Origin of the sequence: Enterobacter sp. RHBSTW-00975 (assembly GCF_013615235.1) — a bacterium.
GTDB lineage: Bacteria > Pseudomonadota > Gammaproteobacteria > Enterobacterales > Enterobacteriaceae > Enterobacter > Enterobacter ludwigii.
In genome coordinates this window covers 104,095-129,031 of the sequence record NZ_CP055884.1, presented here as the reverse complement: position 1 = coordinate 129,031, position 24,937 = coordinate 104,095, and the positions used below count along the sequence as shown (strand labels likewise).

20 protein-coding genes and 7 pseudogenes are annotated in these 24,937 nt (G+C 55.1%); 18 read left to right on the top strand and 9 right to left on the bottom strand.

What is annotated here, in order from left to right; all coding sequences use genetic code 11:
* The first annotated feature begins 134 nt into the window (after positions 1-134).
* Entirely contained in the window at positions 135-545 is a 411-nt protein-coding gene (locus HV340_RS24570; protein WP_223862683.1) for a hypothetical protein, read from the top strand.
* Between the two features lie 175 nt (positions 546-720).
* Here HV340_RS24570 and HV340_RS23925 read toward each other — a convergent pair whose 3' ends face one another.
* The 3 genes and pseudogenes from HV340_RS23925 to HV340_RS23915 all read right to left on the bottom strand — a co-directional run bounded on the left by HV340_RS23925 (position 721) and on the right by HV340_RS23915 (position 3,251).
* Positions 721-1,701 (bottom strand): IS5-like element IS5 family transposase, encoded by a 981-nt coding sequence (locus HV340_RS23925; protein ID WP_059346264.1) that lies wholly within the window; start codon positions 1,699-1,701, stop codon positions 721-723.
* Positions 1,702-1,824: 123 nt separating this feature from the next.
* Positions 1,825-1,961, bottom strand: a pseudogene (locus HV340_RS23920) (GNAT family N-acetyltransferase); the annotation flags it as partial.
* A 321-nt stretch (positions 1,962-2,282) separates the two neighbouring features.
* Positions 2,283-3,251, bottom strand: a complete 969-nt coding sequence (locus HV340_RS23915; RefSeq protein ID WP_000654804.1) for an IS5-like element IS903B family transposase — start codon at positions 3,249-3,251, stop codon at positions 2,283-2,285.
* Positions 3,252-3,357: 106 nt separating this feature from the next.
* On the opposite strand from HV340_RS23915, the pseudogene HV340_RS23910 reads away from it, so the two are divergent.
* Positions 3,358-4,266 (top strand): annotated as a pseudogene (locus HV340_RS23910) (methyl-accepting chemotaxis protein); the annotation flags it as partial.
* A gap of 34 nt (positions 4,267-4,300) precedes the next feature.
* Here the strand turns inward: HV340_RS23910 and HV340_RS23905 are convergent.
* Positions 4,301-7,267 (bottom strand): Tn3 family transposase, encoded by a 2,967-nt coding sequence (locus HV340_RS23905; protein WP_061351477.1) that lies wholly within the window; start codon positions 7,265-7,267, stop codon positions 4,301-4,303.
* 159 nt (positions 7,268-7,426) lie between these two features.
* Between HV340_RS23905 and HV340_RS23900 the strand changes: the two genes are divergently transcribed.
* The 7 genes and pseudogenes from HV340_RS23900 to HV340_RS23865 all read left to right on the top strand — a co-directional run bounded on the left by HV340_RS23900 (position 7,427) and on the right by HV340_RS23865 (position 11,728).
* Positions 7,427-7,717: a nucleotidyltransferase family protein gene (locus HV340_RS23900; RefSeq protein ID WP_061351476.1), complete on the top strand. Its 291-nt coding sequence runs from the start codon at positions 7,427-7,429 to the stop codon at positions 7,715-7,717.
* Positions 7,714-8,103: a DUF86 domain-containing protein gene (locus tag HV340_RS23895; protein ID WP_061351475.1), complete on the top strand. Its 390-nt coding sequence runs from the start codon at positions 7,714-7,716 to the stop codon at positions 8,101-8,103. The genes HV340_RS23900 and HV340_RS23895 overlap by 4 nt, the downstream gene beginning before the upstream one ends.
* Before the next feature lie 150 nt (positions 8,104-8,253).
* Complete coding sequence (locus tag HV340_RS23890) at positions 8,254-8,613, top strand: cupin domain-containing protein (protein WP_061351474.1); 360 nt, start codon at positions 8,254-8,256, stop codon at positions 8,611-8,613.
* 22 nt (positions 8,614-8,635) lie between these two features.
* Entirely contained in the window at positions 8,636-9,193 is a 558-nt protein-coding gene (locus HV340_RS23885; protein WP_061351473.1) for a recombinase family protein, read from the top strand.
* A gap of 34 nt (positions 9,194-9,227) precedes the next feature.
* Positions 9,228-9,449, top strand: a pseudogene (locus HV340_RS23880) (methyl-accepting chemotaxis protein II); the annotation flags it as partial.
* 533 nt (positions 9,450-9,982) lie between these two features.
* Positions 9,983-10,189 (top strand): annotated as a pseudogene (locus tag HV340_RS23875) (hypothetical protein); the annotation flags it as partial.
* 465 nt (positions 10,190-10,654) lie between these two features.
* A complete protein-coding gene (locus tag HV340_RS23865) occupies positions 10,655-11,728 on the top strand; it encodes an FUSC family protein (RefSeq protein ID WP_181216575.1) in 1,074 nt (357 codons plus the stop codon).
* 116 nt (positions 11,729-11,844) lie between these two features.
* Here HV340_RS23865 and HV340_RS23860 read toward each other — a convergent pair.
* Both HV340_RS23860 and rclA read right to left on the bottom strand, forming a co-directional pair.
* A protein-coding gene (locus HV340_RS23860; protein WP_223283631.1) for an IS1-like element IS1A family transposase occupies positions 11,845-12,542 on the bottom strand; the annotation gives its coding sequence in 2 pieces (ribosomal slippage) (positions 11,845-12,293 and positions 12,293-12,542; 699 coding nt in all).
* 97 nt (positions 12,543-12,639) lie between these two features.
* Positions 12,640-13,965: a reactive chlorine resistance oxidoreductase RclA gene (rclA, locus tag HV340_RS23855; protein ID WP_004117991.1), complete on the bottom strand. Its 1,326-nt coding sequence runs from the start codon at positions 13,963-13,965 to the stop codon at positions 12,640-12,642.
* A 108-nt stretch (positions 13,966-14,073) separates the two neighbouring features.
* Here rclA and HV340_RS23850 point away from each other — a divergent pair.
* Positions 14,074-14,771, top strand: a protein-coding gene (locus HV340_RS23850; RefSeq protein WP_249415720.1) for an IS1-like element IS1A family transposase whose coding sequence is annotated in 2 segments (ribosomal slippage) — positions 14,074-14,323 and positions 14,323-14,771 — 699 coding nt in all. Because the reading frame shifts where the segments join, the coding sequence is not laid out codon by codon here.
* Positions 14,772-14,790: 19 nt separating this feature from the next.
* On the opposite strand, the pseudogene nthA reads toward HV340_RS23850, so the two are convergent.
* Both nthA and HV340_RS23840 read right to left on the bottom strand, forming a co-directional pair.
* Positions 14,791-15,392, bottom strand: a pseudogene (gene nthA / locus HV340_RS23845) (nitrile hydratase subunit alpha).
* Between the two features lie 63 nt (positions 15,393-15,455).
* A pseudogene (locus HV340_RS23840) lies at positions 15,456-15,686 on the bottom strand (amidase family protein); the annotation flags it as partial.
* A gap of 12 nt (positions 15,687-15,698) precedes the next feature.
* Here HV340_RS23840 and istA point away from each other — a divergent pair.
* Positions 15,699-16,823 carry an IS21 family transposase gene (gene istA, locus HV340_RS23835; protein ID WP_032237994.1) on the top strand — a complete coding sequence of 375 codons (1,125 nt, stop codon included), beginning with the start codon at positions 15,699-15,701 and terminating at the stop codon, positions 16,821-16,823.
* A gap of 269 nt (positions 16,824-17,092) precedes the next feature.
* Here the strand turns inward: istA and HV340_RS24370 are convergent.
* Positions 17,093-17,162 (bottom strand): annotated as a pseudogene (locus HV340_RS24370) (hypothetical protein).
* 136 nt (positions 17,163-17,298) lie between these two features.
* Between HV340_RS24370 and fecI the strand changes: the two are divergent.
* The 7 genes from fecI (at position 17,299) to fecE (ending at position 24,844) form a co-directional block, all read left to right on the top strand.
* Positions 17,299-17,820 (top strand): RNA polymerase sigma factor FecI, encoded by a 522-nt coding sequence (fecI, locus tag HV340_RS23830; RefSeq protein ID WP_001572456.1) that lies wholly within the window; start codon positions 17,299-17,301, stop codon positions 17,818-17,820.
* Positions 17,817-18,770, top strand: a complete 954-nt coding sequence (gene fecR / locus HV340_RS23825; RefSeq protein ID WP_017146590.1) for a ferric citrate uptake sigma factor regulator FecR — start codon at positions 17,817-17,819, stop codon at positions 18,768-18,770. The genes fecI and fecR overlap by 4 nt, the downstream gene beginning before the upstream one ends.
* Positions 18,771-18,856: 86 nt before the next feature.
* Entirely contained in the window at positions 18,857-21,181 is a 2,325-nt protein-coding gene (fecA, locus tag HV340_RS23820) for a TonB-dependent Fe(3+) dicitrate receptor FecA (RefSeq protein ID WP_045354824.1), read from the top strand.
* A 44-nt stretch (positions 21,182-21,225) separates the two neighbouring features.
* Entirely contained in the window at positions 21,226-22,128 is a 903-nt protein-coding gene (gene fecB, locus HV340_RS23815) for a Fe(3+) dicitrate ABC transporter substrate-binding protein FecB (protein WP_004118241.1), read from the top strand.
* The gene (gene fecC, locus HV340_RS23810; RefSeq protein WP_004118243.1) at positions 22,125-23,123 is read left to right on the top strand and encodes an iron-dicitrate ABC transporter permease FecC; all 999 of its coding nucleotides are present in this window, start codon (positions 22,125-22,127) and stop codon (positions 23,121-23,123) included. The genes fecB and fecC overlap by 4 nt, the downstream gene beginning before the upstream one ends.
* A complete protein-coding gene (fecD, locus tag HV340_RS23805) occupies positions 23,120-24,076 on the top strand; it encodes a Fe(3+) dicitrate ABC transporter permease subunit FecD (protein WP_004118246.1) in 957 nt (318 codons plus the stop codon). The genes fecC and fecD overlap by 4 nt, the downstream gene beginning before the upstream one ends.
* Entirely contained in the window at positions 24,077-24,844 is a 768-nt protein-coding gene (gene fecE, locus HV340_RS23800) for a Fe(3+) dicitrate ABC transporter ATP-binding protein FecE (RefSeq protein ID WP_004152282.1), read from the top strand.
* Positions 24,845-24,937: the final 93 nt, after the last annotated feature.

Here is a 24,937-nt window from a genome sequence, read left to right as displayed (position 1 = left end):
ATTAACTTAACAAGATTGTCAACCAGACGCCTTCCGGGAGACACTGCCTGTGGCACCACGGCAAGGTTTGCGGTAAAGTGAGGCCGCCGGTTATCCTGCTATCTCTTCTGAACCGGGGTGGTTTGGAGCTGTGGATGGCCGGTGGTTTTCTGACACTGGTCAGATGCCGTTGTGGTAGTGACTTAAACTGTCGCCGCAACCGCCGGCATGATGACGTTCGGGCATTATTATTTTCTTCCGGCTTTTCACACGACCTTGCGCGAAGGTCATGCCTGAAACTAGTGTTCCTCATGCCCATTTTCGGATGCAAGCGCAGAGCACTAAAAACACTCATCAAATCGCACAAAAGTCGCGATGATAGCCATTTTTATTCAGTGGCTATGCAGGGGGCTGCACAGGAAGCAAAGCAGGGTCACGGGCGTTTGGCAGAAGAACTGCTGAATCTGCTGGATAAAGCCAAAGCTATACTGGCTAATGACAACAGGGGAAAGCTGGTTCCGTTTGCCAATGTGGCAAAAAACCGTACCAACTTAAAACCTTGGTGATAAGCCATACTTTGGTGACTTGATATTAGGGAAGGTGCGAATAAGCGGGGAAATTCTTCTCGGCTGACTCAGTCATTTCATTTCTTCATGTTTGAGCCGATTTTTTCTCCCGTAAATGCCTTGAATCAGCCTATTTAGACCGTTTCTTCGCCATTTAAGGTGTTATCCCCAGTTTTTAGTGAGATCTCTCCCACTGACGTATCATTTGGTCCGCCCGAAACAGGTTGGCCAGCGTGAATAACATCGCCAGTTGGTTATCGTTTTTCAGCAACCCCTTGTATCTGGCTTTCACGAAGCCGAACTGTCGCTTGATGATGCGAAATGGGTGCTCCACCTTGGCCCGGATGCTGGCTTTCATGTATTCGATGTTGATGGCCGTTTTGTTCTTGCGTGGATGCTGTTTCAAGGTTCTTACCTTGCCGGGGCGCTCGGCGATCAGCCAGTCCACATCCACCTCGGCCAGCTCCTCGCGCTGTGGCGCCCCTTGGTAGCCGGCATCGGCTGAGACAAATTGCTCCTCTCCATGCAGCAGATTACCCAGCTGATTGAGGTCATGCTCGTTGGCCGCGGTGGTGACTAGGCTGTGGGTCAGGCCACTCTTGGCATCGACACCAATGTGGGCCTTCATGCCAAAGTGCCACTGATTGCCTTTCTTGGTCTGATGCATCTCCGGATCGCGTTGCTGCTCTTTGTTCTTGGTCGAGCTGGGTGCCTCAATGATGGTGGCATCGACCAAGGTGCCTTGAGTCATCATGACGCCTGCTTCGGCCAGCCAGCGATTGATGGTCTTGAACAATTGGCGGGCCAGTTGATGCTGCTCCAGCAGGTTGCGGAAATTCATGATGGTGGTGCGGTCCGGCAAGGCGCTATCCAGGGATAACCGGGCAAACAGACGCATGGAGGCGATTTCGTACAGAGCATCTTCCATCGCGCCATCGCTCAGGTTGTACCAATGCTGCATGCAGTGAATGCGTAGCATGGTTTCCAGCGGATAAGGTCGCCGGCCATTACCAGCCTTGGGGTAAAACGGCTCGATGACTTCCACCATGTTTTGCCATGGCAGAATCTGCTCCATGCGGGACAAGAAAATCTCTTTTCTGGTCTGACGGCGCTTACTGCTGAATTCACTGTCGGCGAAGGTAAGTTGATGACTCATGATGAACCCTGTTCCATGGCTCCAGATGACAAACATGATCTCATATCAGGGACTTGTTCGCACCTTCCCTAGGTCAAGCTTCATCAGGTAAAATAATCGAAAAAAAACAAGCGCTTTTCCGCCATCCACAGCAACACATGCGCAACGACTTTTTCAATCATATCGATGACAACGCTCTCGGTGATTCCCATCTGCTCCATTTCTTCTCGACTGAGATGATTTTCTTTAACTGAAGTCCTGACGTTAAAAATACCCACTATACTTGGGGGGCTGGTTTGTTTGTTCCTTTTTGGCGATTGACCACATCGCACAATCCGGGCTGAGTACCTTCAAAGTTATCTACTTTCCGCGCAGTTATTTATCAAATATTGCTGTCAGAGAATGAACACATTTTCAGCAGAAATACTTCATCAGAAAAATCACCAGCGTTTAAAAAACAGGTTATTCCCTTTCTGCATGACCGGGATTCTAAAATTTCATTTCCCCCCTCATTTCATTGGACCTATAGTCTTTCTGCCTACAGAAGGCTTTGTTGAATAAATCAGATTTCGGGTAAGTCTCCCCCGTAGCGGGTTGTGTTTTCAGGCAATACGCACGCTTTCAGGCATACCTGCTTTCGTCATTTTGTTCAGCGCTCGTACCAGGGCCATAGCCTCCGCAACCTGACCATCGTAGTCACGCAGCGTCAGTGAACCCCCGAACAGCTGTTTTACCCGGTACATCGCCGTTTCCGCTATCGAGCGACGATTGTAATCTGTTGTCCATTTCCACCGCGCATTACTCCCGGTCATTCGCTGATTAGCCACTGCACGGTTACGGTCTGCATATTCACCGGGCCAGTAACCCGCACCTTTTCGGGGAGGGATAAGCGCGCTGATTTTCTTACGCCGCAGTTCATCGTGACATAGCCGGGTATCGTAAGCGCCATCGGCGGCGGCTGACCTGATTTTCCGGTGGGTTTGCCGGATTAACCCGGGGAAGGCCTCTGAGTCCGTAACGTTGTTCAGCGACAGGTCAGCGCAGATGATTTCATGTGTTTTACTGTCAACGGCGAGATGCAGCTTACGCCAGATACGGCGGCGTTCCTGGCCATGCTTTTTGACTTTCCACTCGCCTTCACCGAAGACCTTCAGCCCGGTGGAATCAATTACCAGGTGTGCGATTTCACCCCGGGTGGGCGTTTTGAAACTGACATTAACCGACTTTGCCCGCCTGCTGACACAGCTGTAATCCGGGCAGCGTAGCGGAACGTTCATCAGAGAAAAAATGGAATCAATAAAGCCCTGCGCAGCGCGCAGGGTCAGCCTGAATACGCGTTTAATGACCAGCACAGTCGTGATGGCAAGGTCAGAATAGCGCTGAGGTCTGCCTCGTGAAGAAGGTGTTGCTGACTCATACCAGGCCTGAATAGCTTCATCATCCAGCCAGAAAGTTATGGAGCCACGGTTGATGAGGGCTTTATTGTAGGTGGGCCAGTTGGTGATTTTGAACTTTTGCTTTGCCACGGAACGGTCTGCGTTGTCGGGAAGATGCGTGATCTGATCCTTCAACTCAGCAAAAGTTCGATTTATTCAACAAAGCCCCTACGCTGATGTCCTTGATAAAGCGTTAACGCTTACGGAGCAGGGAAAACTGGATGACATCCTACGGCTACGTATTCAGGATTATCAGGTATCCATGCAGGATAGCTATAATCGCTGGCGCGTCACTTATGAAGACGTAAGTCGACGGGGGATCAGTGAAAATCAGAAAACCTTTACAGAAATGCTGTGGACTATGGGAACAGTTATTCTCTTGGTGATCATCATTATATTACTCAGTTGGGTCGGATTACGGAGAATGCTCATTGCACCTTTAAAAGATAATATGCAGCATTTGAGCACTATTTCGCAGGGAGATCTCACGCATTCGGTGAGGGTCGAAGGAAATAATGAGATGGCAAAACTGGCAGAAAGTATTCTCCATATGCAACAGTCTCTGATCAGAACAGTCAGTGATGTCAGACTCGGTTCTGACTCTATATACACCGGGGCAGGTGAGATAGCCTCAGGTAGTCATGATTTGTCATCCCGGACCGAGCAGCAAGCTGCATCACTGGAAGAAACTGCAGCAAGTATGGAACAACTGACGGCAACGGTTAGGTTGAATGCTGACAATGCCCGCCAGGCTTCACAGCTTGCAGTTGCCGCTTCCGATAAAGCATTAAAAGGGGGAGATGCTGTCAGCTTGGTTGTAAGTACAATGGATGATATCGCCGATAGCTCTAAGGAAATTGGTGCCATCATTAATGTTATCGATGGTATTGCGTTTCAGACTAACATTCTCGCCCTTAACGCGGCCGTTGAAGCAGCAAGAGCTGGGGAGCAGGGGCGCGGATTTGCCGTGGTGGCTGGCGAGGTTCGCAACCTTGCCCAGCGCAGTGCGCTTGCGGCTAAAGATATCAAGATACTCATTGAGGCCTCAGTCAGTCGTATTGAAAATGGCTCAGGCTTGGTTAAACGTGCTGGCGACTCGATGTCTGATATCGTCAATGCAGTGACCCGAGTGACAGATATTATGGCAGAAAGGGGTCGCTTCAGAAAACGGAAAAAATCGTACGCTAAGCTGGTTGCAGCGGTCGTAGCGGCCTGAACTTGCCCGCGCCGATCTTGGCGCTGCTGCGCCACAGGTAATCGCCGGTCAGGTTGACGTGCTCCCAGCCCAGCGGCGACAGGTACTGCAACAGCGTGTCATCGACGGCATGGCCGTTGCTACGCAAGGCATGCGTCGCCCGCTCCAGGTAGACCGTGTTCCACAACACGACTGCCGCCGTCACCAGGTTGAGGCCACTGGCACGGTAGCGTTGCTGCTCGAAACTGCGGTCGCGGATTTCACCCAGGCGGTTGAAGAACACGGCGCGGGCCAGCGCGTTGCGCGCTTCGCCCTTGTTCAGCCCGGCATGCACGCGGCGGCGCAGCTCGACGCTTTGCAGCCAGTCCAGAATGAACAGCGTGCGCTCGATACGGCCCAGCTCGCGCAGTGCCACGGCAAGGCCGTTCTGGCGTGGGTAGCTGCCGAGCTTCCTGAGCATCAGTGAAGCCGTCACCGTGCCCTGCTTGATCGAGGTGGCTAGCCGCAGGATTTCATCCCAATGGGTGCGAATGGCCTTGATGTTGAGCGTGCCGCCGATCATGGGTTTCAACGCCTCGTAGGTGGCGTCGCCCTTCGGGATGTAGAGCTTGGTGTCGCCCAAGTCGCGGATGCGCGGCGCGAAGCGGAAACCCAGCAGGTGCATCAGCGCGAAGACGTGATCGGTGAAGCCCGCCGTGTCGGTGTAGTGCTCCTCAATGCGCAGATCGGATTCGTGGTACAGCAGGCCGTCGAGCACGTAGGTCGAGTCGCGCACGCCGACGTTCACGACCTTGGTGTGGAACGGCGCGTACTGGTCGGAGATGTGGGTGTAGAACGTCCGCCCAGGGCTGCTGCCGTATTTCGGGTTGATGTGGCCTGTGCTCTCGGCCTTGCTGCCGGTACGGAAGTTCTGGCCATCCGACGATGAGGTGGTGCCGTCGCCCCAATGCTCGGCGAAGGGATGCCGGAACTGCGCGTTGACCAGATCGGCCAGCGCCGCCCCGTAGGTCTCGTCGCGGATGTGCCAGGCTTGCAACCAGGCCAGCTTGGCGTAGGTCGTGCCGGGGCACGATTCCGCCATCTTGGTCAGGCCCAGGTTGATCGCGTCGGCCAGGATCGTGGTCAGCAGCAGGTTCTTGTCCTTGGCCAGGTCGCCCGATTTCAGGTGCGCGAAGTGCCGGGTAAAGCCCGTCCATTCGTCCACCTCCAGCAGCAGTTCGGTGATCTTGACGTGCGGCAGGATCATCGCCGTCTGGTCGATCAGCGCTTGCGCGGTGTCGGGCACCGCCGCATCGAGCGGCGTGATCTTCAGGCCGGATTCCGTGATGATGGCGTCTGGCAGCTCATTGGCCTGCGCCATGCAGTTTGCGGTGGCGAGCTGCGTTTCCAGCAGCGTCAGCCGGTCGTGCAGGTACTGGTCGCAGTCGGTGGCCACGGCCAGCGGCAATTCGCTGGTCTGCTTGAGGCTGGCGAACTTCGCGGGCGGCACCAGGTAGTCCTCGAAGTCCTTGAACTGGCGTGAACCCTGCACCCAGATGTCGCCCGAGCGCAGCGAGTTCTTGAGTTCCGACAGTGCGCACAGCTCGTAGTAGCGCCGGTCGATACCGGCGTCGGTCATCACCAGCTTCTGCCAGCGCGGCTTGATGAAGTTGGTCGGTGCATCGGCGGGCACCTTGCGGGCGTTGTCGCTGTTCATGCCGCGCAATACCTCGATGGCATCGAGCACATCCTTGGCGGCGGGCGCTGCCCGCAGCTTGAGCACATCGAGGAATTCCGGCGCGTAGCGGCGCAAGGTGGCGTAGCTCTCGCCAATACGGTGCAGGAAATCGAAGTCATCGGGCTGCGCGAGCTTCTGCGCCTCGGTGACGCTCTCGGCGAAAGCGTCCCAGGACATGACAGCCTCAATGGCGGCGAACGGATCGCCGCCGTTCTGCTTGGCCTCGATCAGCGCCTGCCCGATGCGGCCGAACAGCCGCACCTTGGCATTGATCGCCTTGCCGGACGCCTGGAATTGCTGCTGATGCTTGTTCTTGGCGGCATTGAACAGCTTGCCCAAGATGCGGTCGTGCAGGTCGATGATTTCGTCGGTGACGGTGGCCATGCCCTCGATGGCAAGCGCCATCAGGGTGGCGTAGCGCCGCTGCGGCTCGAACTTCGCCAGATCGGCGGGCGTCATCTGGCCACCTTCGCGGGCGATCTTGAGCAGGCGGTTCTGGTGAACCAGCCGCTCGATGCCTGCTGGCAGGTCGAGCGCCTGCCAGGCTTTGAGACGTTCGATATGTTCGAGCATGTGCCGCGAATTCGGCTTTGCCGGTGACTGGCGCAGCCAGGCCAGCCAGGTCGTCTTGCCGTTATCCCGGCGTTTGAGCAGATCGTCGAGGCGGCGGCGATGCGCGTCCGACAGCGGTTCGGCCAAGGCATCGTAGATGCGCCGGTTGGCGCGGGTAATCGCCTCGGCACAAACGCGCTCGACAACATCCAGCGTCGGCAAGATGATGTGTCGGTGTCGCAGAGCGTCGAGGACGCTGCTGGCCAGCACGATGCCCTTGTCGGTCTGCAAGGCCAAGTCGGTCGTGGCATGGACAGCCTGCCGATAGTGCGCCAGGCCGAACGGCTCCATGCCCAGGTACGTCCGCAGTTCGAGCAGGTGTTCGCGCCGGGTTTCCTCCCGCACGGCATACTGCGGCCAACACGTCGCGTCGAGTCGCAGTTGCCGTCCGATCCATTGCAGCAGAGGAACCGGCACGACGGCATCGGGCAGTAGGCCCTGACCGGGGAAGCGCAGTAAGCACAACTGCGCCGCGACACCCAGGCGGTTGGCGTCGCCGCGCCGCTGGCGGATCAGTGACAGGTCAGGCTCGCTGAACGTGTAGTGCCGGATGAGTTCGTCTTGGGTATCTGGCAACGCCAACAGACTGTCGCGCTCTGCGGCGGAGAGGATCGAACGGCGGGGCATGCGGTTTCCTTCTTCTTGAAAACGTTGGTTTGTGACAAGTCCGCCAAGGCAGCCGGCGCGGCACGGGAAATCAAGGCATTGCGCTTCTCGAAAATAGTTCTTGAAATTCTATTCTTGATTGCATATCATCTCAACGAGTTTCGATAAGAAAGGATGCCCATGCGACCCTCCGTTGTGCTTGACATGAAGCGAAGCGCAGTGCGTGAAGCGGTAGGCCGCTTCCGCACCGCGAACCCGCGCGTCTTCGGTTCGGTGCTGCATGGCACCGACCACGATGGCAGCGACATCGATCTGCTGGTCGATGCGCTGCCTGGTGCGACGCTGTTCGACTTGGGTGGTCTGCAAGTCGAGCTGGAATCGCTACTCGGCCTCCACGTCGATCTGCTGACCCCCGGCGACCTGCCGCCGAAGTTCCGGGCCAAGGTACTCGCGGAGGCGCAGCCGGTATGAGCGAGAACCACCGACTACCCGACTACCTGGACCACATGCAGCAGGCCGCAGCCGATGCCTGCGGCTTCGTGGAGGGCTTGGCCAAGGAGGATTTCCTTGAGGACAAGCGAACCCAACAGGCCGTCATCATGAGCCTCATCATCATCGGCGAGGCCGTCACGAAGGTGATGGATGGCTATGCCGAGTTCGCCCAGGCGCACGGGCAAGTGCCGTGGCGCAATATGCGCGGCATGCGCAACCGCATCGCCCACGGCTACTTCGACATCAACCTCGATGTAGTGTGGGACACCGTGCAGGCAGCACTACCTGAGTTGCTCAAGCAACTGCCCGCCGTGCGTCAGGATGCTGACGACGAAGACTGCAACGACTATGGGATGGATCCATGATGGAATCATGAAAGCCATCAGCGAGCGGCTGGAGCAACGCGAGAAGCAGGGCCTCGTTATCGCTTGTATCGCCGACATCTTCTCCGCGTAGGCCCTTGGCTCTGGCGTGTAAAAGAGTTTCCGTATACGTATGAAATGGAGGTTGTCACTATGTCTATTGCAGCAAGAATATTTGCGATTTCGGAGTTTGCCCGCCCATCTGATGGCGAGCCTATTCGATCGGTGGTGCTTGAAACTGAAGAGTCCACAATCGTTGTTTGGCATGTTCGTCCAGGGCAAGAAATTGCCGCTCACGTTCATCCCCACGGTCAAGACACTTGGACTGTTCTTTCTGGTTCTGCCGGTTACTACCAAGGAAGCGGTGTGGTTACCAAGATCCAGGCCGGAGAAATTGCCGTAGCGAAACCTGGGCAGGTTCACGGAGCCATGAACACCGACTCGAAGGAATCCTTCATCTTCGTTTCCGTCGTGGCTCCAGGCAATGCTGGCTTTGCCTTGGCTGAAAAATGATTGACCGGGCACGAGACAAGCCATGTTGATCGGCTATGCGCGCGTCTCGACGCAGGATCAGAATCTTGAACTGCAACGCGAAGCCTTGACCAAGGCTGGATGCCAGAAGGTCTTTGAGGACAAGGTGAGCGGCACGCGGGCCGACCGTCCGGGCTTGGCCAAGACGCTCGAAATGCTGCGCGAGGGTGACACCCTGGTGGTTTGGAAGCTGGATCGCCTGGGGCGCAGCGTCAAACAATTGGTCGATCTGGTCGGCGAACTGCACAAGCAGGGCGCCCAGTTCAAGAGCCTGACTGACGCCATCGACACCGGAACGCCCTCTGGCCGGTTCTTCTTCCACGTCATGGCCAGCCTCGCCGAAATGGAACGCGAGCTGATAGTCGAGCGTACCCGCGCCGGATTGGATGTCGCTCGTCAGCTTGGCCGCAAGGGCGGTCGCAAGCCCAAGATGACCGACAGCAAGATCGAGTCGGCCAAGAAGCTACTGGCCAGCGGCGTGCCGCCCAAGGACGTGGCCAAGAACCTCGGCGTGTCCGTTCCTACGCTGTACCGGTGGGTGCCGGCCTCAGCGCAGGCTTAGCGTACGATTTTTTCCGTTTTCTGAGACGACCCCAGAAATTGCTGCTGCATCCGATGAACAGAGCCGCGGAATTGAGCAGGTTGGTATTGCGGTTCACGAAATGGACAGTGTGACGCAGCAGAACGCATCCCTTGTTGAAGAGTCCGTTGCAGCGGCGGCGGCACTTGAAGAGCAGGCCGGGTTGCTGCAACAGTCTGTATCAGTATTCAGGCTCCGGGACGACAACCTGGTTGTACCAGCACAGAAAGCGATTTAACCGACTGAACCGCGTTTCCGGTGGCCGTCGGCAGGAAATTGCGACTGGCTACCAAACACTGCCGGAAACGCGGCTGAACGGTTTTAGCCATGAAGCATGGTGTCGTAAACCTCTTTACAGACTGTAGTCTTGTGCCCCAGATCGGCAAAGAGGTTTACGCGGATGCCGTTCGCCTTCCCCACATAATCACTACTGATTAAAAGTAGTCCATCAGGATAATCTGCCTAACTTCCCCCGTTCCGTTCGGAAAACCGAACATAGCATCCGTATTTTTCCGGATAACCGGAATACCTAAAATCACAGCTCACAATTAACCTCCATTTATCAATTACTTATTTTTTATAAAAAGTGGCACGCTCAGTGCAATGACAGAGATGCGATGAACGTTTCATTCATCAACAGACAATGATTCAATTTGGAGAGTTAAATATGACTGTGTTGCAGAAATCCCTTCCGAAAGGGGTCGAATTATTAAAAAATCCAGGTCTGAATAAAGGCACGGCTTTCTCCCAACAAGAACGTCGTACCTTTGGTTTTACATGTTTTTGTTCGCCGTTGGCTATTCTGTGGGACCGCAGTTCATCCGCGCGATTCGTAGCGATGGCATGCCGCAGGTAGTTTTCACGGTGATCGTCTGCCTGTCAGGACTGGGGACCGCGATTCTTATTGGTAAAGGTCTGCATTATGGCGGGCCGATGACGGCAGGGTTGCTGGCTGGAGGATATTCCCCTGTTGTTTAACCTGTTTGTAAACCAGTCATCGATCAGTTTCAATCGCACAGCCCCAGTGATTAAAGAGACAAAACTTCATCAGTTGATGGCCTGGCGTTGGCCCGGGAACGTAAGGGAGTTGCGAAATGAAGCCGAGAGATTTGTTCTGGGCATTAAGAGTACAATCACAATGGGAGATATTTCTTCGGATATCTCCTCGTTCTCACTGATGCAAACCGTTGAATATTTTGAGAGAGGTTTGATTGCCACTGAGCTCGCACGCCATGCAGGTAGCCTTTCTCGTACAGCAGAGTCACTACAGGTAGCCAAAAGTACGTTGTCCGATAAGATAAAGAAATATGGGCTAAAATTTTGAAAAAATGGAATTCATCCAATAATGCAATAAATTAGAATCGTATTGCTGATTTTCGTTGATTCCAGTTGATCATATAGAACCATGAATCATTATGCCCATCATCACCGAGGATTCCCCTTTTGCATTGGTTAGTTCGTCTACGCCTGACCTGGCGCCAGGTCGTCACTGGATTTCCTTCACGTGCGAGGCTGGCAGCGCGTGATGCACTTGCTACTGCACTCGCCTGCCTGCTGTCATGGATACTGGCCGTATGGCTGCTGGGACATGAACATCCTACTTTTGCCATCGTCAGTGCCGTGGTATGTCTTGCTCCGGGCGTACCCAGTCACCTGAAACAAGCAAGAAATCTAGTGATTGGTTGTACGTTCGGTATTGTGATGGGGGAGTTGATGTGGCAGTTACCCGATACTCACCCACTGATTCGGATGTGCGTCGGTATGTTCTTCGCTATTTTGTTTGGTGCCGCCATTGGCCCGGCCCCGGTGGTACCAATCCAGGCTGGAGTATCGGTTGCTTTGGTTCTTGCCATGGGGCCAGAAAGCGCGGGTGGAACCCGTTTGGTGGATGTTTTGCTGGGAGCCTCTGTAGGATTATTATTCAGCCAGGTGCTTTTTACGTCTAATCCATTTAGTGATATTGGGCGTTCAACTTCTGATTTCCTTCGACAACTCGGTAATGGGATGGATCGAATGCTCAGAGCCTGCGAGGTGCAAAGCAGTAAGGGGGCAGAAGCCGCTTTGAGTCAGCTTTCAGATGCTCAGTCAGCTCTGGCAGCTCTTCGTGCCGCTGTAGCTGAAGCACAGGTCAGTAAACGCTGGTCGCTACGGGGTCGGCTACATGCAGAGCGGATTAACATCGTCACGCAACGTTACGACCGCCATGCAATACGGGTATACGCAACTTCCCTTTTATTAGCGGAAAGCATAAGCCGAGCCATGTCGCACACGCATACTCCGCCACCCGCCGCAGTTATGACGTATTGCCAATGGCTATCAGATAACTGCATGGAATTAGCCCGGCAATCAACCGTTTTTGTGCTAAAGGAAAGTGTCCCCCAAGCTTATATGGGCAAGCAGCCACAGAGCACAATCTATAAGTGCGATATATTACCACCAGAATGGCTCATTGTAGAAGATAATGCTAAACAACTGGAGTATGCCTTACAGGTGCTACTGTGTTCACGAGACGCATAATTGTAATGCCGAGATAACTGTATGCTGAACTACTGTTAGTATTTATCGACGTGTGTCACTTCCGTCACTTGGCTGAACAGTGGAAGATCTAATGACAAGTGGGTAATGACTCCAACTTATTGATAGTGTTTTATGTTCAGATAATGCCCGATGACTTTGTCATGCAGCTCCACCGATTTTGAGAGCGACAGCGACTTCCGTCCCAGCCGTGCCAGGTGCTGCCTCAGATTCAGGTTATGCCGCTCAATTCGCTGCGTATATCGCTTGCTGATTACGTGCAGCTTTCCCTTCAGGCGGGATTCATACAGCGGCCAGCCATCCGTCATCCATATCACCACGTCAAAGGGTGACAGCAGGCTCATAAGACGCCCCAGCGTCGCCATAGTGCGTTCACCGAATACGTGCGCAACAACCGTCTTCCGGAGCCTGTCATACGCGTAAAACAGCCAGCGCTGGCGCGATTTAGCCCCGACATAGCCCCACTGTTCGTCCATTTCCGCGCAGACGATGACGTCACTGCCCGGCTGTATGCACGAGGTTACCGACTGCGGCCTGAGTTTTTTAAGTGACGTAAAATCGTGTTGAGGCCAACGCCCATAATGCGGGCAGTTGCCCGGCATCCAACGCCATTCATGGCCATATCAATGATTTTCTGGTGCGTACCGGGTTGAGAAGCGGTGTAAGTGAACTGCAGTTGCCATGTTTTACGGCAGTGAGAGCAGAGATAGCGCTGATGTCCGGCGGTGCTTTTGCCGTTACGCACCACCCCGTCAGTAGCTGAACAGGAGGGACAGCTGATAGAAACAGAAGCCACTGGAGCACCTCAAAAACACCATCATACACTAAATCAGTAAGTTGGCAGCATCACCTCTGAGACGCCAGAATATTTGTTCTGGCGTCTGATTTTGAGTTTATTTGACTAATGAAAATAGATCATTGAGTGATTCGCTCATCGACGGATGAGTAAATATCTGATCGCGTAATATGCTATAAGGCAGCCCGGCATCCATCACCATTTTCACTATATTGATCATCTCGTGGGAGTCAACACACAGCAGTGATGCCCCTAATATACGTTGGGTTTTATTATCAACAATCGCTTTTAATACCCCACGGGTATCGTTCATCACTCTGGCGCGCGGAATTGCAGCTACAGGCAATGTCACCACCTGAATATCAGCACCACTCTCTCTGGCTTGTTCTTCTGTCATACCAACCCTGGACAGGGGCGGTGTCATAAATACGGAATAAGGCACATTTTTCCGATCATCAGTACTACGTTTGCCTTCACCCAGTAACTCATCACGTACAATGCGGTAATCATCCAGTGATATGTAAGTAAATTGCAGCCCGCCGGTAACATCTCCCATCGCCCAAATATTGTCTGCGGTGGTATGTAATCGCTTGTCAACGACAATTGCCCCGCGCTCGTTTACTGCGATACCGGCATTTTCTGGATGTAACGAAGCGGTAGCCGGTTGACGACCGGAAGCTATTAACAGTGCATCCACCGCCAGTTGGGCGTGCTCGCTATGCACTTGCACTTGATTTTCATGGTGACTGATTCGCTCCACATGGGCATTGAGGATAATATCGACGCCCTGATCGCGTAAAATCGTCGCGATATTATCAGCAATATCCCGATCTTCCCGAGGCAAAAACAGCGAAGCTGCCTCTAAAATGGTTACTTTGCTGCCAAAATTAGCGAACATAGAGGCGAACTCAACGCCAATATATCCGCCGCCCAAAATACCTAAATGCCCAGGCAATTCTTTTAGATTAAGTAATCCGGTGCTGTCATATACACCAGGCGTGGTGGTAATTCCAGGAATTGGCGGAACCACGGCTTGTGCACCGGTATTAATAAAAATTTTCTCGCCATGAATCTCCAGATTTCCCTCAGGCCGATGAACACGCAGGCTATGATTATTGATAAACTCCGCCTGGCCGTCGATCACGTCGATATTGGGCATATCCGCAAGATTATGAAAATTCTTATTACGTAAAAAATTAACCACTTCATTTTTACGCTGTATGGCACGGACAAAATCTGTGTGCTGCTGTGCGTCATGAACCAATGTTTTGGTTGGGATACAGCCGATATTAATACAGGTCCCGCCATACATTGCATTTGATTGTTCGATGAGAGCCACACGCCAACCTGCTTTTGCCAGCGTGACGGCTAATGTTTTTCCAGCCTTGCCAAAACCAATAATAACTGCCTGATATTTATTCATGATGATTTCCTGTCGAAACGCGTTCATTTGACATCATGACTATAGACGCAAAAGGTGATGCTGCCAACTTACTGATTTAGTGTATGATGGTGTTTTTGAGGTGCTCCAGTGGCTTCTGTTTCTATCAGCTGTCCCTCCTGTTCAGCTACTGACGGGGTGGTGCGTAACAGCAAAAGCACTGCCGGACATCAGCGCTATCTCTGCTCTCACTGCCGTAAAACATGGCAACTGCAGTTCACTTACACCGCTTCTCAACCCGGTACGCACCAGAAAATCATTGATATGGCCATGAATGGTGTTGGATGCCGGGCAACCGCCCGCATTATGGGCGTTGGCCTCAACACGATTTTACGTCACTTAAAAAACTCAGGCCGCAGTCGGTAACCTCGCGCATACAGCCGGGCAGTGACGTCATCGTCTGCGCGGAAATGGACGAACAGTGGGGCTATGTCGGGGCTAAATCGCGCCAGCGCTGGCTGTTTTACGCGTATGACAGGCTCCGGAAGACGGTTGTTGCGCACGTATTCGGTGAACGCACTATGGCGACGCTGGGGCGTCTTATGAGCCTGCTGTCACCCTTTGACGTGGTGATATGGATGACGGATGGCTGGCCGCTGTATGAATCCCGCCTGAAGGGAAAGCTGCACGTAATCAGCAAGCGATATACGCAGCGAATTGAGCGGCATAACCTGAATCTGAGGCAGCACCTGGCACGGCTGGGACGGAAGTCGCTGTCGCTCTCAAAATCGGTGGAGCTGCATGACAAAGTCATCGGGCATTATCTGAACATAAAACACTATCAATAAGTTGGAGTCATTACCGGCTTTATTGAAGCCTACGCCGGTAGAGGAGGCCCGTACCAATCATTGAATCACGCCTTACTCTCGCGGCCAGTTGTTCTTCGTTCAGGTTCTCCGTACCAGCCGGGCGTTGCGGCAGTACGAAATAGCAAATTTCGGCATTACTGTCCCAAACGCGAATTTCTTTCTCCGGTGGAAGCTCAGTACCGAACTTCTTCAGCACGCCTCTTGGATCAATCACCACACGGGAGCGGTACTGTGCAGATTTAAACCAGATTGGCGGCAATCCCAGAACCGGCCACGGATAGCAGGAGCACAGCGTACAAACAACGATGTTATGTACCGCATCACTGTTTTCGAGGACGTGAATGACTGCGCCTTCGGCACCTGAAAAAACCATCTCGCTGATGGCAGCCGTGCCATCTTCAAGCAGCTTTTTTTAAATTCGGCATCAAGCCAGGCGCGCGCCACGACACTGGCACCGTTACGGGGACCGATCTTGTTTTCAAAATAGTCCACGATGGCGTCTGAAGTTTCTGGATCGAGCTGACCTTTCTCCGTCAGGAATGACTGAATCGCCCGCACTTTGATGGCATTTTCGGAAGGTAAGACATCATGATTTGATATGCTGACTCCACTGTAAGTGATTCATAACTGATTGCTCCAGCCTGTTGGCTGGAGCAAAGAAAATTAAAGGGCGGGATGAGTGCGATGCCAGTCAGTAACCTGCTGCCACGCCCAGCCAGACTGTATCAATGCGGTTTCGCCAAAATGTGGTGCAACAAGCTGGAAGGCGATTGGTGCGCCTGCAGCAGTACGCCCGCAGGGCAATGTCAGAGTTGGGTGGCAGGTCAAATCAAAAACGCTGGTGTAACGCAGCACACCACTGAACAGTGTTTCGTCCTGACCAAACATGCTCATGAGGACTTTTACATGATAAAGCAAATGCGCCAGCAGGGTGCGTATATTGTTGATATTGCCACTCAGGTTGGTTGCTCTGAGCGGACTGTCAGACGGTACCTGAAATACCCGGAACCTCCGGCCAGAAAAACACGCCACAAAATGGCCAAACTCAGGCCGTTCATGGACTATATCGACATGCGTCTGGCTGAGAATGTCTGGAACGGCGAGGTCATCCTCGCGGAAATCAAAGCGATGGGTTATACCGGCGGACGCTCCATGTTGCGTTACTACATCCAGCCAAAACGTAAGATGCGGCCATCGAAGAAAACGGTTCGCTTCGAAACTCAGCCCGGTTACCAGCTCCAGCATGACTGGGGAGAAGTTGAGGCTGAGGTTGCCGGGCAACGATGCAGGGTTAACTTCGCGGTTAACACGCTGGGGTTCTCACGTCGCTTCCATGTCTTCGCGGCACCAAAGCAGGATGCTGAACATACCTATGAGTCACTGGTCCGCGCCTTCCGCTACTTCGGCGGCAGCGTGAAAACCGTGCTGGTCGATAATCAGAAAGCCGCAGTGCTGAAAAATAACAACGGGAAGATGGTGTTCAACTCCGGGTTCCTGCTGCTGGCCGATCACTATGGCTTCCTGCCACGGGCATGCCGTCCACGAAGGGCCAGAACCAAAGGTAAGGTGGAGCGGATGGTGAAATACCTCAAGGAGAACTTCTTCGTCCGGTACCGCCGGTTCGACAGCTTCGCCCAGGTTAATCAGCTACTGGAGCAGTGGATGGCTGACGATGCCGACAGGCGAGAACTTCGCCAGTTCAGGCAGACACCGGAACAGCGCTTCACGCAGGAACAGGAGCATCTGCAGCCGTTGCCGGATACGGACTTCGATACCAGCTACTTCGATATCCGTCATGTCTCCTGGGATGGCTATATCGAGGTTGGCGGAAACCGTTACAGCGTGCCGGAAAGCCTGTGTGGCCAGCCGGTATCAATACGGATCTCGCTGGATGATGAACTGCGGATCTACAGTAATGAGCAGCAGATGGCATCGCACCGTCTCTGTTCGGCTGCATCCGGCTGGCAGACCGTGCCGGAGCATCACGCCCCGCTCTGGCAGCAGGTCAGTCAGGTGGAACCCGAAATCTGATTTATTCAACAAAGCCGCACCAAATCATCACTCGAAGATATTCAGGCATGGTACATCCGCGGCAAGCCCCTAATTTGTACTGAGGGGCAAAGTGAAAAAAGTTACTTTTTGTTGAAACGACAGTTAGCAATAACCCCCGCTTGCGGGGGCCATACCCACCAGGAGCAAACGCAGAAAGCCCGAGATACTTCTGCTGTACCGGGGGCTGGCGACATTTCAGGCAACACTCATAGTTGACATCCTCCCCGCCCTAAAGGGCGGGGAGGATGTCAATAATAGCAGACCACATCATGATGTCATTCTGACCGACAGATGCCAGAAGCAGAGGATCCATCCCATTTTATACCTACCTTATAACACTTAGAAAAACAACATGTTAAAAATGTTTATTGGAAACAATTTTATTTCCAATTGTAATGATAACCATTCTCATATTAATATGGCTACGTGATAATTAACTTTTGATGCACTCCGCATGTCTGACCGTGCCACTACCACAGCTTCCTTAACGTTCGAGTCGCTTTATGGCACCCATAACGGCTGGTTGAAAAGTTGGCTGACGCGCAAACTCCAGTCTGCTTTTGATGCAGATGACATTGCCCAGGACACTTTTTTGCGGGTAATGAGCAGCGAAACGCTCTCGACGATCCGCGATCCTCGCTCTTTCCTGTGCACTATCGCCAAACGCGTGATGGTGGACCTGTTTCGCCGAAACGCGCTGGAAAAAGCGTATCTGGAGATGCTGGCGCTTATGCCGGAGGGGGTAGCGCCTTCACCTGAGGAACGCGAAAGCCAGCTCGAGACCCTACAACTCGTCGACAGCATGCTGGACGGGCTAAACGGAAAAACACGTGAAGCGTTTCTGCTTTCGCAACTGGATGGCCTGACATACAGCGAGATTGCGCACAAACTCGGTGTTTCCGTCAGCTCCGTGAAAAAATACGTGGCGAAAGCCGTCGAGCACTGCCTGCTGTTTCGTCTGGAGCATGGGTTATGAATCCTTCGTTAACCGATTCCCGCCGTCAGGCGCTGCGTTCAGCTTCCCACTGGTATGCCGTGCTAAGCGGCGAGCGCGTCAGCCCACAACAGGAAGCGCGCTGGCAACAGTGGTATGAACAGGATCAGGATAACCAGTGGGCCTGGCAGCAGGTTGAAAACCTGCGCAACCAGCTTGGCGGTGTGCCTGGCGACGTTGCCAGCCGGGCGCTGCACGATACCCGCCTCACCCGCCGTCACGTGATGAAAGGATTACTGCTGTTGCTCGGCGCTGGCGGAGGCTGGCAACTCTGGCAGTCGGAAACCGGCGAAGGTCTGCGGGCAGATTACCGCACCGCCAAAGGCGCAGTCAGCCGTCAGCAACTGGAAGATGGCTCCCTGCTCACGCTGAATACCCAAAGCGCGGCGGATGTGCGTTATGATGCGCATCAGCGCACCGTCCGGCTCTGGTACGGTGAAATCGCCATTACTACCGCGAAAGATGCGCAGCAACGCCCCTTCCGCGTCCTGACCCGTCAGGGCCAACTCACCGCTTTAGGGACAGAATTTACCGTCCGCCAGCAGGATAATTTCACGCAGCTTGACGTGCAGCAGCACGCCGTGGAAGTGCTTCTCGCCAGTGCCCCCGCGCAAAAACGCATCGTGAACGCTGGTGAAAGCCTGCAGTTCAGCGCCTCTGAGTTTGGCGCAGTGAAACCGCTGGATGACGAGAGTACAAGCTGGACGAAGGGCATCCTGAGCTTCAGCGATAAACCGCTGGGTGAGGTGATAGCCACGCTAAGCCGTTACCGCAACGGCGTGCTGCGCTGCGATCCCGCCGTTGCCGGGCTGCGCCTGAGCGGGACGTTCCCGCTGAAAAATACCGATGCGATCCTGAACGTTATCGCTCAAACGCTTCCCGTTAAAATTCAGTCTATTACGCGGTACTGGATAAACATTTCACCGCTGTAAGAAAAATAATTCTCATTTCGATTGTCCTTTTTACCCTTCTCGTTCGACTCATAGCTGAACACAACAAAAATGATGATGGAGAAGGTATGACGCCGTTACGCGTTTTTCGTAAAACAACACCTTTGGTTAACGCCATTCGCCTGAGCCTGCTGCCGCTGGCCGGTCTCTCGTTTTCCGCTTTTGCTGCACAGGTTGATATCGCACCGGGATCGCTCGACAAAGCGCTCAATCAGTATGCCGCACACAGCGGAATTACCCTCTCGGTTGACGCCAGCCTGACGCGCGGCAAGCAGAGCAACGGCCTGCACGGAGATTACGACGTCGAGAGCGGCCTGCAACAGCTGCTGGACGGCAGCGGACTGCAGGTAAAACCGCTGGGAAATAACAGCTGGACGCTGGAGCCCGCGCCCGCGCCAAAAGAAGATGCCCTGACCGTGGTCGGCGACTGGCTGGGCGATGCGCGTGAAAACGACGTATTTGAACATGCTGGCGCGCGTGACGTGATCCGCCGTGAGGATTTCGCCAAAACCGGCGCAACCACCATGCGTGAGGTGCTTAACCGCATCCCTGGCGTCAGCGCGCCGGAAAACAACGGCACCGGCAGCCACGACCTGGCGATGAACTTTGGCATCCGGGGCCTGAACCCACGCCTCGCCAGCCGCTCGACCGTCCTGATGGACGGCATCCCCGTCCCCTTTGCCCCTTACGGTCAGCCGCAGCTTTCACTGGCTCCCGTTTCGCTCGGCAACATGGATGCCATTGACGTGGTGCGCGGTGGTGGTGCGGTGCGTTACGGACCGCAGAGCGTGGGCGGCGTGGTGAACTTTGTTACCCGCGCCATTCCGCAGGACTTTGGTATCGAGGCGGGGGTGGAAGGTCAGCTCAGCCCAACCTCTTCACAAAACAACCCGAAAGAGACGCACAACCTGATGGTGGGCGGCACAGCGGACAACGGTTTTGGCACCGCGCTGCTCTACTCCGGCACGCGCGGCAGTGACTGGCGCGAGCACAGCGCCACCCGCATCGACGACCTGATGCTGAAAAGCAAATATGCGCCGAATGAGGTGCACACCTTCAACAGCCTGCTGCAATATTACGATGGTGAAGCCGACATGCCCGGCGGCCTGTCCCGCGCGGATTACGACGCCGATCGCTGGCAATCCACCCGCCCGTATGACCGCTTCTGGGGCCGTCGCAAGCTGGCGAGCCTGGGCTACCAGTTCCAGCCGGACAGCCAGCATAAATTCAACATTCAGGGGTTCTACACCCAGACCCTGCGCAGCGGCTACCTGGAGCAAGGCAAACGCATCACCCTCTCGCCGCGTAACTACTGGGTGCGCGGTATTGAGCCACGCTACAGCCAGAGCTTTATGATCGGCCCTTCCGCGCACGAAGTGGGCGTGGGCTATCGCTATGTGAATGAATCAACGCATGAAATGCGTTACTACACCGCCACCAGCAGCGGGCAGTTGCCGTCCGGCTCAAGCCCTTACGACCGCGACACGCGTTCCGGCACCGAGGCGCACGCCTGGTATCTGGATGACAAAATCGACATCGGCAACTGGACCATCACGCCGGGTATGCGTTTCGAACATATCGAGTCATACCAGAACAACGCCATCAAAGGCACGCACGAAGAGGTGAGCTATAACGCACCGCTTCCGGCGTTGAACGTGCTCTATCACCTGACTGACAGCTGGAATCTTTATGCAAACACTGAAGGCTCGTTCGGCACCGTACAGTACAGCCAGATTGGCAAGGCTGTGCAAAGCGGCAATGTGGAACCGGAAAAAGCGCGAACCTGGGAACTCGGTACCCGCTACGACGACGGCGCGCTGACGGCGGAAATGGGGCTGTTCCTGATTAACTTTAACAATCAGTACGACTCCAACCAGACCAACGACACCGTCACTGCACGTGGCAAAACGCGCCATACCGGGCTGGAAACGCAGGCACGTTACGACCTGGGTACGCTAACGCCAACGCTTGATAACGTTTCCGTCTACGCCAGCTATGCGTATGTGAACGCGGAAATCCGCGAGAAAGGCGACACCTATGGCAATCAGGTGCCATTCTCCCCGAAACATAAAGGCACGCTGGGCGTGGACTACAAGCCGGGCAACTGGACGTTCAATCTGAACAGCGATTTCCAGTCCAGCCAGTTTGCGGATAACGCCAATACGGTGAAAGAGAGCGCCGACGGCAGTACCGGCCGCATTCCCGGCTTCATGCTCTGGGGCGCACGCGTGGCGTATGACTTTGGCCCGCAGATGGCAGATCTGAACCTGGCGTTCGGTGTGAAAAACATCTTCGACCAGGACTACTTCATCCGCTCTTATGACGACAACAACAAAGGCATCTACGCAGGCCAACCGCGCACGCTGTATATGCAGGGGGCGTTGAAGTTCTGATGTGTTAACGCCCGGCTTGCCGGGCTTTTAGCTGGAATGTGACTATGTTGGCATTTATCCGTTTTCTTTTTGCAGGCCTGCTGCTGGTGATCGGCCACGCCTTTGCCGCCACGGTTCAGGACGAACACGGCACGTTTACACTCGATAAAACGCCACAACGGATTGTGGTGCTGGAACTCTCGTTCGCCGATGCGCTGGCCGCCGTGGACGTCAGCCCGATCGGTATTGCCGACGATAACGATGCAAAACGCATCCTGCCCGAAGTGCGTGCGCACCTGAAACCGTGGCAGTCCGTCGGAACGCGCGCGCAGCCGAGCCTGGAAGCCATTGCTGCCCTGAAACCAGACCTGATCATTGCCGACAGCAGTCGCCATGCGGGGATTTACACCGCCTTGCAGCAAATCGCGCCGGTACTGCTGCTTAAGTCCCGCAACGAAACCTACGCTGAAAATTTGCACTCAGCGGCTATCATCGGCGAAGTGGTAGGTAAAAAACGAGAGATGCAGGCGCGTCTGGAACAACATAAAGAGAAGATGGCGCAGTGGGCCAGCCAGCTTCCCACAGGGACACGCGTGGCCTTTGGCACATCACGCGAACAGCTATTCAACCTGCATACCCAGGAGACCTGGACCGGCAGCGTGCTGGCTTCTCTGGGGCTGAACGTTCCCGCTGCGATGGCGGGCGCGTCCATGCCGTCCATCGGCCTGGAGCAACTGCTGGCGGTCAATCCTGCCTGGCTGCTGGTTGCCCACTATCGCGAAGAGAGCATTGTTAAACGCTGGCAACAAGATCCGCTCTGGCAGATATTAACCGCCGCGCAGAAGCAGCAGGTTGCTTCAGTCGACAGTAACGCCTGGGCGCGGATGCGCGGTATTTTTGCCGCAGAGCGTATTGCCGCTGACACGGTAAAAATCTTCCACCATCAGCCGCTTACCGATGTGAAATGACCGCGCTAAAACACCCGGTGCTGCTGTGGGGGCTTCCCGTTGCAGTACTTATTATTATTTTCTGGCTGAGTCTGTTTTGCTACTCGGCCATTCCTGTTTCCGGAGCAGACGCAATCCGCGCCCTGCTGCCTGGACACACGCCAACGCTACCAGAAGCGCTGGTGCAAAACCTTCGTTTGCCGCGAAGCCTGGTCGCCGTTCTGATCGGCGCAAGCCTGGCGCTCGCGGGCACGCTGCTGCAAACCCTGACCCACAACCCAATGGCCTCTCCTTCACTGCTCGGCATTAACAGCGGCGCGGCGCTGGCTATGGCGCTTACCAGCGCGCTGAGTCCGACGCCGGTTGCAGGCTATTCCCTGTCGTTCATCGCGGCATGCGGGGGCGGCGTGAGCTGGCTGCTGGTCATGACCGCAGGAGGCGGGTTTCGTCATACCCAGGACAGAAACAAACTGATCCTCGCGGGTATCGCGCTGTCGGCCTTTTGTATGGCCCTGACCCGCATCACCCTGCTGCTGGCCGAAGATCATGCTTACGGCATCTTTTACTGGCTGGCAGGCGGAGTGTCCCACGCCCACTGGCAGGATGTCTGGCAGCTCTTGCCGGTGGTGGTCACTGCAGTCCCTGTCGTGTTGCTGCTGGCGAATCAACTGAACCTGCTCAACGTCAGCGACAGTACCGCCCATACGCTGGGAGTGAACCTGCCGAGACTACGTTTGATCATCAATATGTTAGTGCTGCTTCTGGTTGGCGCGTGCGTCAGTGTGGCAGGTCCGGTGGCGTTTATCGGCCTGCTGGTGCCACATCTGGCGCGCTTCTGGGCAGGCTTCGATCAGCGCAACGTACTGCCGGTGAGCATGCTGCTGGGGGCCACGCTGATGCTGATGGCAGATGTACTCGCACGCGCGCTGGCCTTCCCCGGCGATCTGCCCGCAGGCGCAGTGCTGGCGCTGATTGGCAGTCCTTGCTTTGTCTGGCTGGTGAGGAGGCGAGGATGAAAATTGCGCTGGTCATTTTCATCACCCTTGCCCTGGCAGGCTGTGCGCTGTTATCACTCCATATGGGGGTGATCCCCGTGCCGTGGCGCGCGCTGCTGACCGACTGGCAGGACGGACGCGAGCATTATTATGTATTGATGGAGTACCGACTGCCGCGCTTGCTGCTGGCACTGTTTGTCGGTGCAGCCCTCGCCGTAGCGGGCGTGCTGGTACAGGGGATTGTGCGTAACCCGCTAGCATCACCGGATATTCTCGGCATTAACCATGCCGCCAGCCTTGCCTCTGTGGGAGCACTGCTTCTTATGCCATCACTATCCGTGATGGTGCTGCCGCTGCTGGCCTTTGCGGGCGGTATGGCGGGGTTGATCTTGCTGAAGATGCTGGCAAAGACCCACCAGCCGATGAAGCTGGCGCTCACCGGCGTGGCGCTTTCCGCCTGCTGGGCGAGCCTGACGGATTACCTGATGCTCCTGCACCCGCAGGATGTAAACAGTGCCCTGCTGTGGCTGACGGGTAGCTTATGGGGGCGCGACTGGCACTTTGTGAAGATTGCCGTGCCGTTGCTCATTCTGTTTTTGCCGCTGAGCCTGCGCTTTTGTCGCGATCTCGACCTGCTGGCGCTGGGCGATGCACGAGCAGCCACGCTCGGCGTGTCGGTTCAGCGCACCCGGTTCCAGGGGCTGATGCTGGCTGTCGCGATGACAGCAACCGGCGTGGCCGTCTGTGGCCCGATAAGTTTTATTGGTCTCGTCGTGCCGCACATGGTGCGCAGGATCGCCGGCGGGCGTCACCGCTGGCTGATGCCCGTTTCGGCCCTGACGGGCGCGTTGTTGCTGGTCATTGCCGATCTGCTGGCACGAATCATTCATCCGCCGCTGGAGCTTCCGGCAGGCGTGCTGACCGCCATTATCGGCGCACCGTGGTTTGTCTGGCTGCTTGTGAGAATGCGATAAATGAGATTACGTACTGAAAATCTGACCGTCAGCTATGGCGCACAAACCGTGCTGGATGGACTTTCTCTCGCCCTGCCTGCCGGAAAAATCACGGCCCTGCTCGGCCCTAACGGTTGCGGGAAATCGACGCTGTTGAACTGTTTTTCTCGCCTGTTAACACCAGACTCTGGCGAGATATTGCTTGATGAAAAACCCATAGCCGGTTTTTCCGCCCGCCAGCTGGCTCGCCGCCTGGCTTTACTGCCGCAACACCATTTATCCCCCGAGGGGATCACTGTACGGGAACTGGTTTCCTACGGCCGCAGCCCGTGGCTGTCGTTGTGGGGGCGACTCTCCGCGGAAGACAACGAGCGGGTCAACGTGGCAATGAGTCAGACCCGGACGCGCAATCTGGCTGACCGCAGGTTAACCCAGCTTTCCGGCGGCCAGCGCCAGCGTGCGTTTCTGGCGATGGTGTTGGCACAGGATACCCCACTCATTCTTCTTGATGAGCCTACGACCTACCTCGATATCAATCATCAGGTTGAACTGATGCGCCTGATGGTTGAACTCAAAAGGCAGGGGAAAACCGTAGTGACGGTACTCCACGATCTGAATCAGGCCAGCCGCTATTGCGATCATCTGGTGGTACTGGCAAGCGGTCGCGTGATGGCGCAAGGTGCTCCGGAAGCAGTGATGAAACCAGAGCTTCTAAAGACGGTGTTCAGCGTAGAAGCGGAAATCCATCCCGAACCGGTATCTGGCAGACCCATGTGTGTGGTGAAGTAGTCTGGCGAAGTCATAAGGATCATCACAGGACAGATAAAGGAAGTGATAACCACCTGCCAACAGGCACCAAAATCTGGCTGGTTGCCGGTATCA

What these genes read in the sequence shown, in the direction of transcription:
- rclA (WP_004117991.1), bottom strand. Translation starts at nt 13,965, where the DNA reads ATGAATAAATATCAGGCAGTTATTATTGGTTTTGGCAAGGCTGGAAAA.
- fecR (WP_017146590.1), top strand. Translation starts at nt 17,817, where the DNA reads ATGAATCCTTCGTTAACCGATTCCCGCCGTCAGGCGCTGCGTTCAGCT.
- HV340_RS23895 (WP_061351475.1), top strand. Translation starts at nt 7,714, where the DNA reads ATGAGCGAGAACCACCGACTACCCGACTACCTGGACCACATGCAGCAG.
- fecD (WP_004118246.1), top strand. Translation starts at nt 23,120, where the DNA reads ATGAAAATTGCGCTGGTCATTTTCATCACCCTTGCCCTGGCAGGCTGT.
- HV340_RS23905 (WP_061351477.1), bottom strand. Translation starts at nt 7,267, where the DNA reads ATGCCCCGCCGTTCGATCCTCTCCGCCGCAGAGCGCGACAGTCTGTTG.
- fecA (WP_045354824.1), top strand. Translation starts at nt 18,857, where the DNA reads ATGACGCCGTTACGCGTTTTTCGTAAAACAACACCTTTGGTTAACGCC.
- fecE (WP_004152282.1), top strand. Translation starts at nt 24,077, where the DNA reads ATGAGATTACGTACTGAAAATCTGACCGTCAGCTATGGCGCACAAACC.
- HV340_RS23900 (WP_061351476.1), top strand. Translation starts at nt 7,427, where the DNA reads ATGCGACCCTCCGTTGTGCTTGACATGAAGCGAAGCGCAGTGCGTGAA.
- HV340_RS23925 (WP_059346264.1), bottom strand. Translation starts at nt 1,701, where the DNA reads ATGAGTCATCAACTTACCTTCGCCGACAGTGAATTCAGCAGTAAGCGC.
- fecC (WP_004118243.1), top strand. Translation starts at nt 22,125, where the DNA reads ATGACCGCGCTAAAACACCCGGTGCTGCTGTGGGGGCTTCCCGTTGCA.
- HV340_RS24570 (WP_223862683.1), top strand. Translation starts at nt 135, where the DNA reads ATGGCCGGTGGTTTTCTGACACTGGTCAGATGCCGTTGTGGTAGTGAC.
- HV340_RS23890 (WP_061351474.1), top strand. Translation starts at nt 8,254, where the DNA reads ATGTCTATTGCAGCAAGAATATTTGCGATTTCGGAGTTTGCCCGCCCA.
- fecB (WP_004118241.1), top strand. Translation starts at nt 21,226, where the DNA reads ATGTTGGCATTTATCCGTTTTCTTTTTGCAGGCCTGCTGCTGGTGATC.
- fecI (WP_001572456.1), top strand. Translation starts at nt 17,299, where the DNA reads ATGTCTGACCGTGCCACTACCACAGCTTCCTTAACGTTCGAGTCGCTT.
- HV340_RS23885 (WP_061351473.1), top strand. Translation starts at nt 8,636, where the DNA reads ATGTTGATCGGCTATGCGCGCGTCTCGACGCAGGATCAGAATCTTGAA.
- istA (WP_032237994.1), top strand. Translation starts at nt 15,699, where the DNA reads ATGATAAAGCAAATGCGCCAGCAGGGTGCGTATATTGTTGATATTGCC.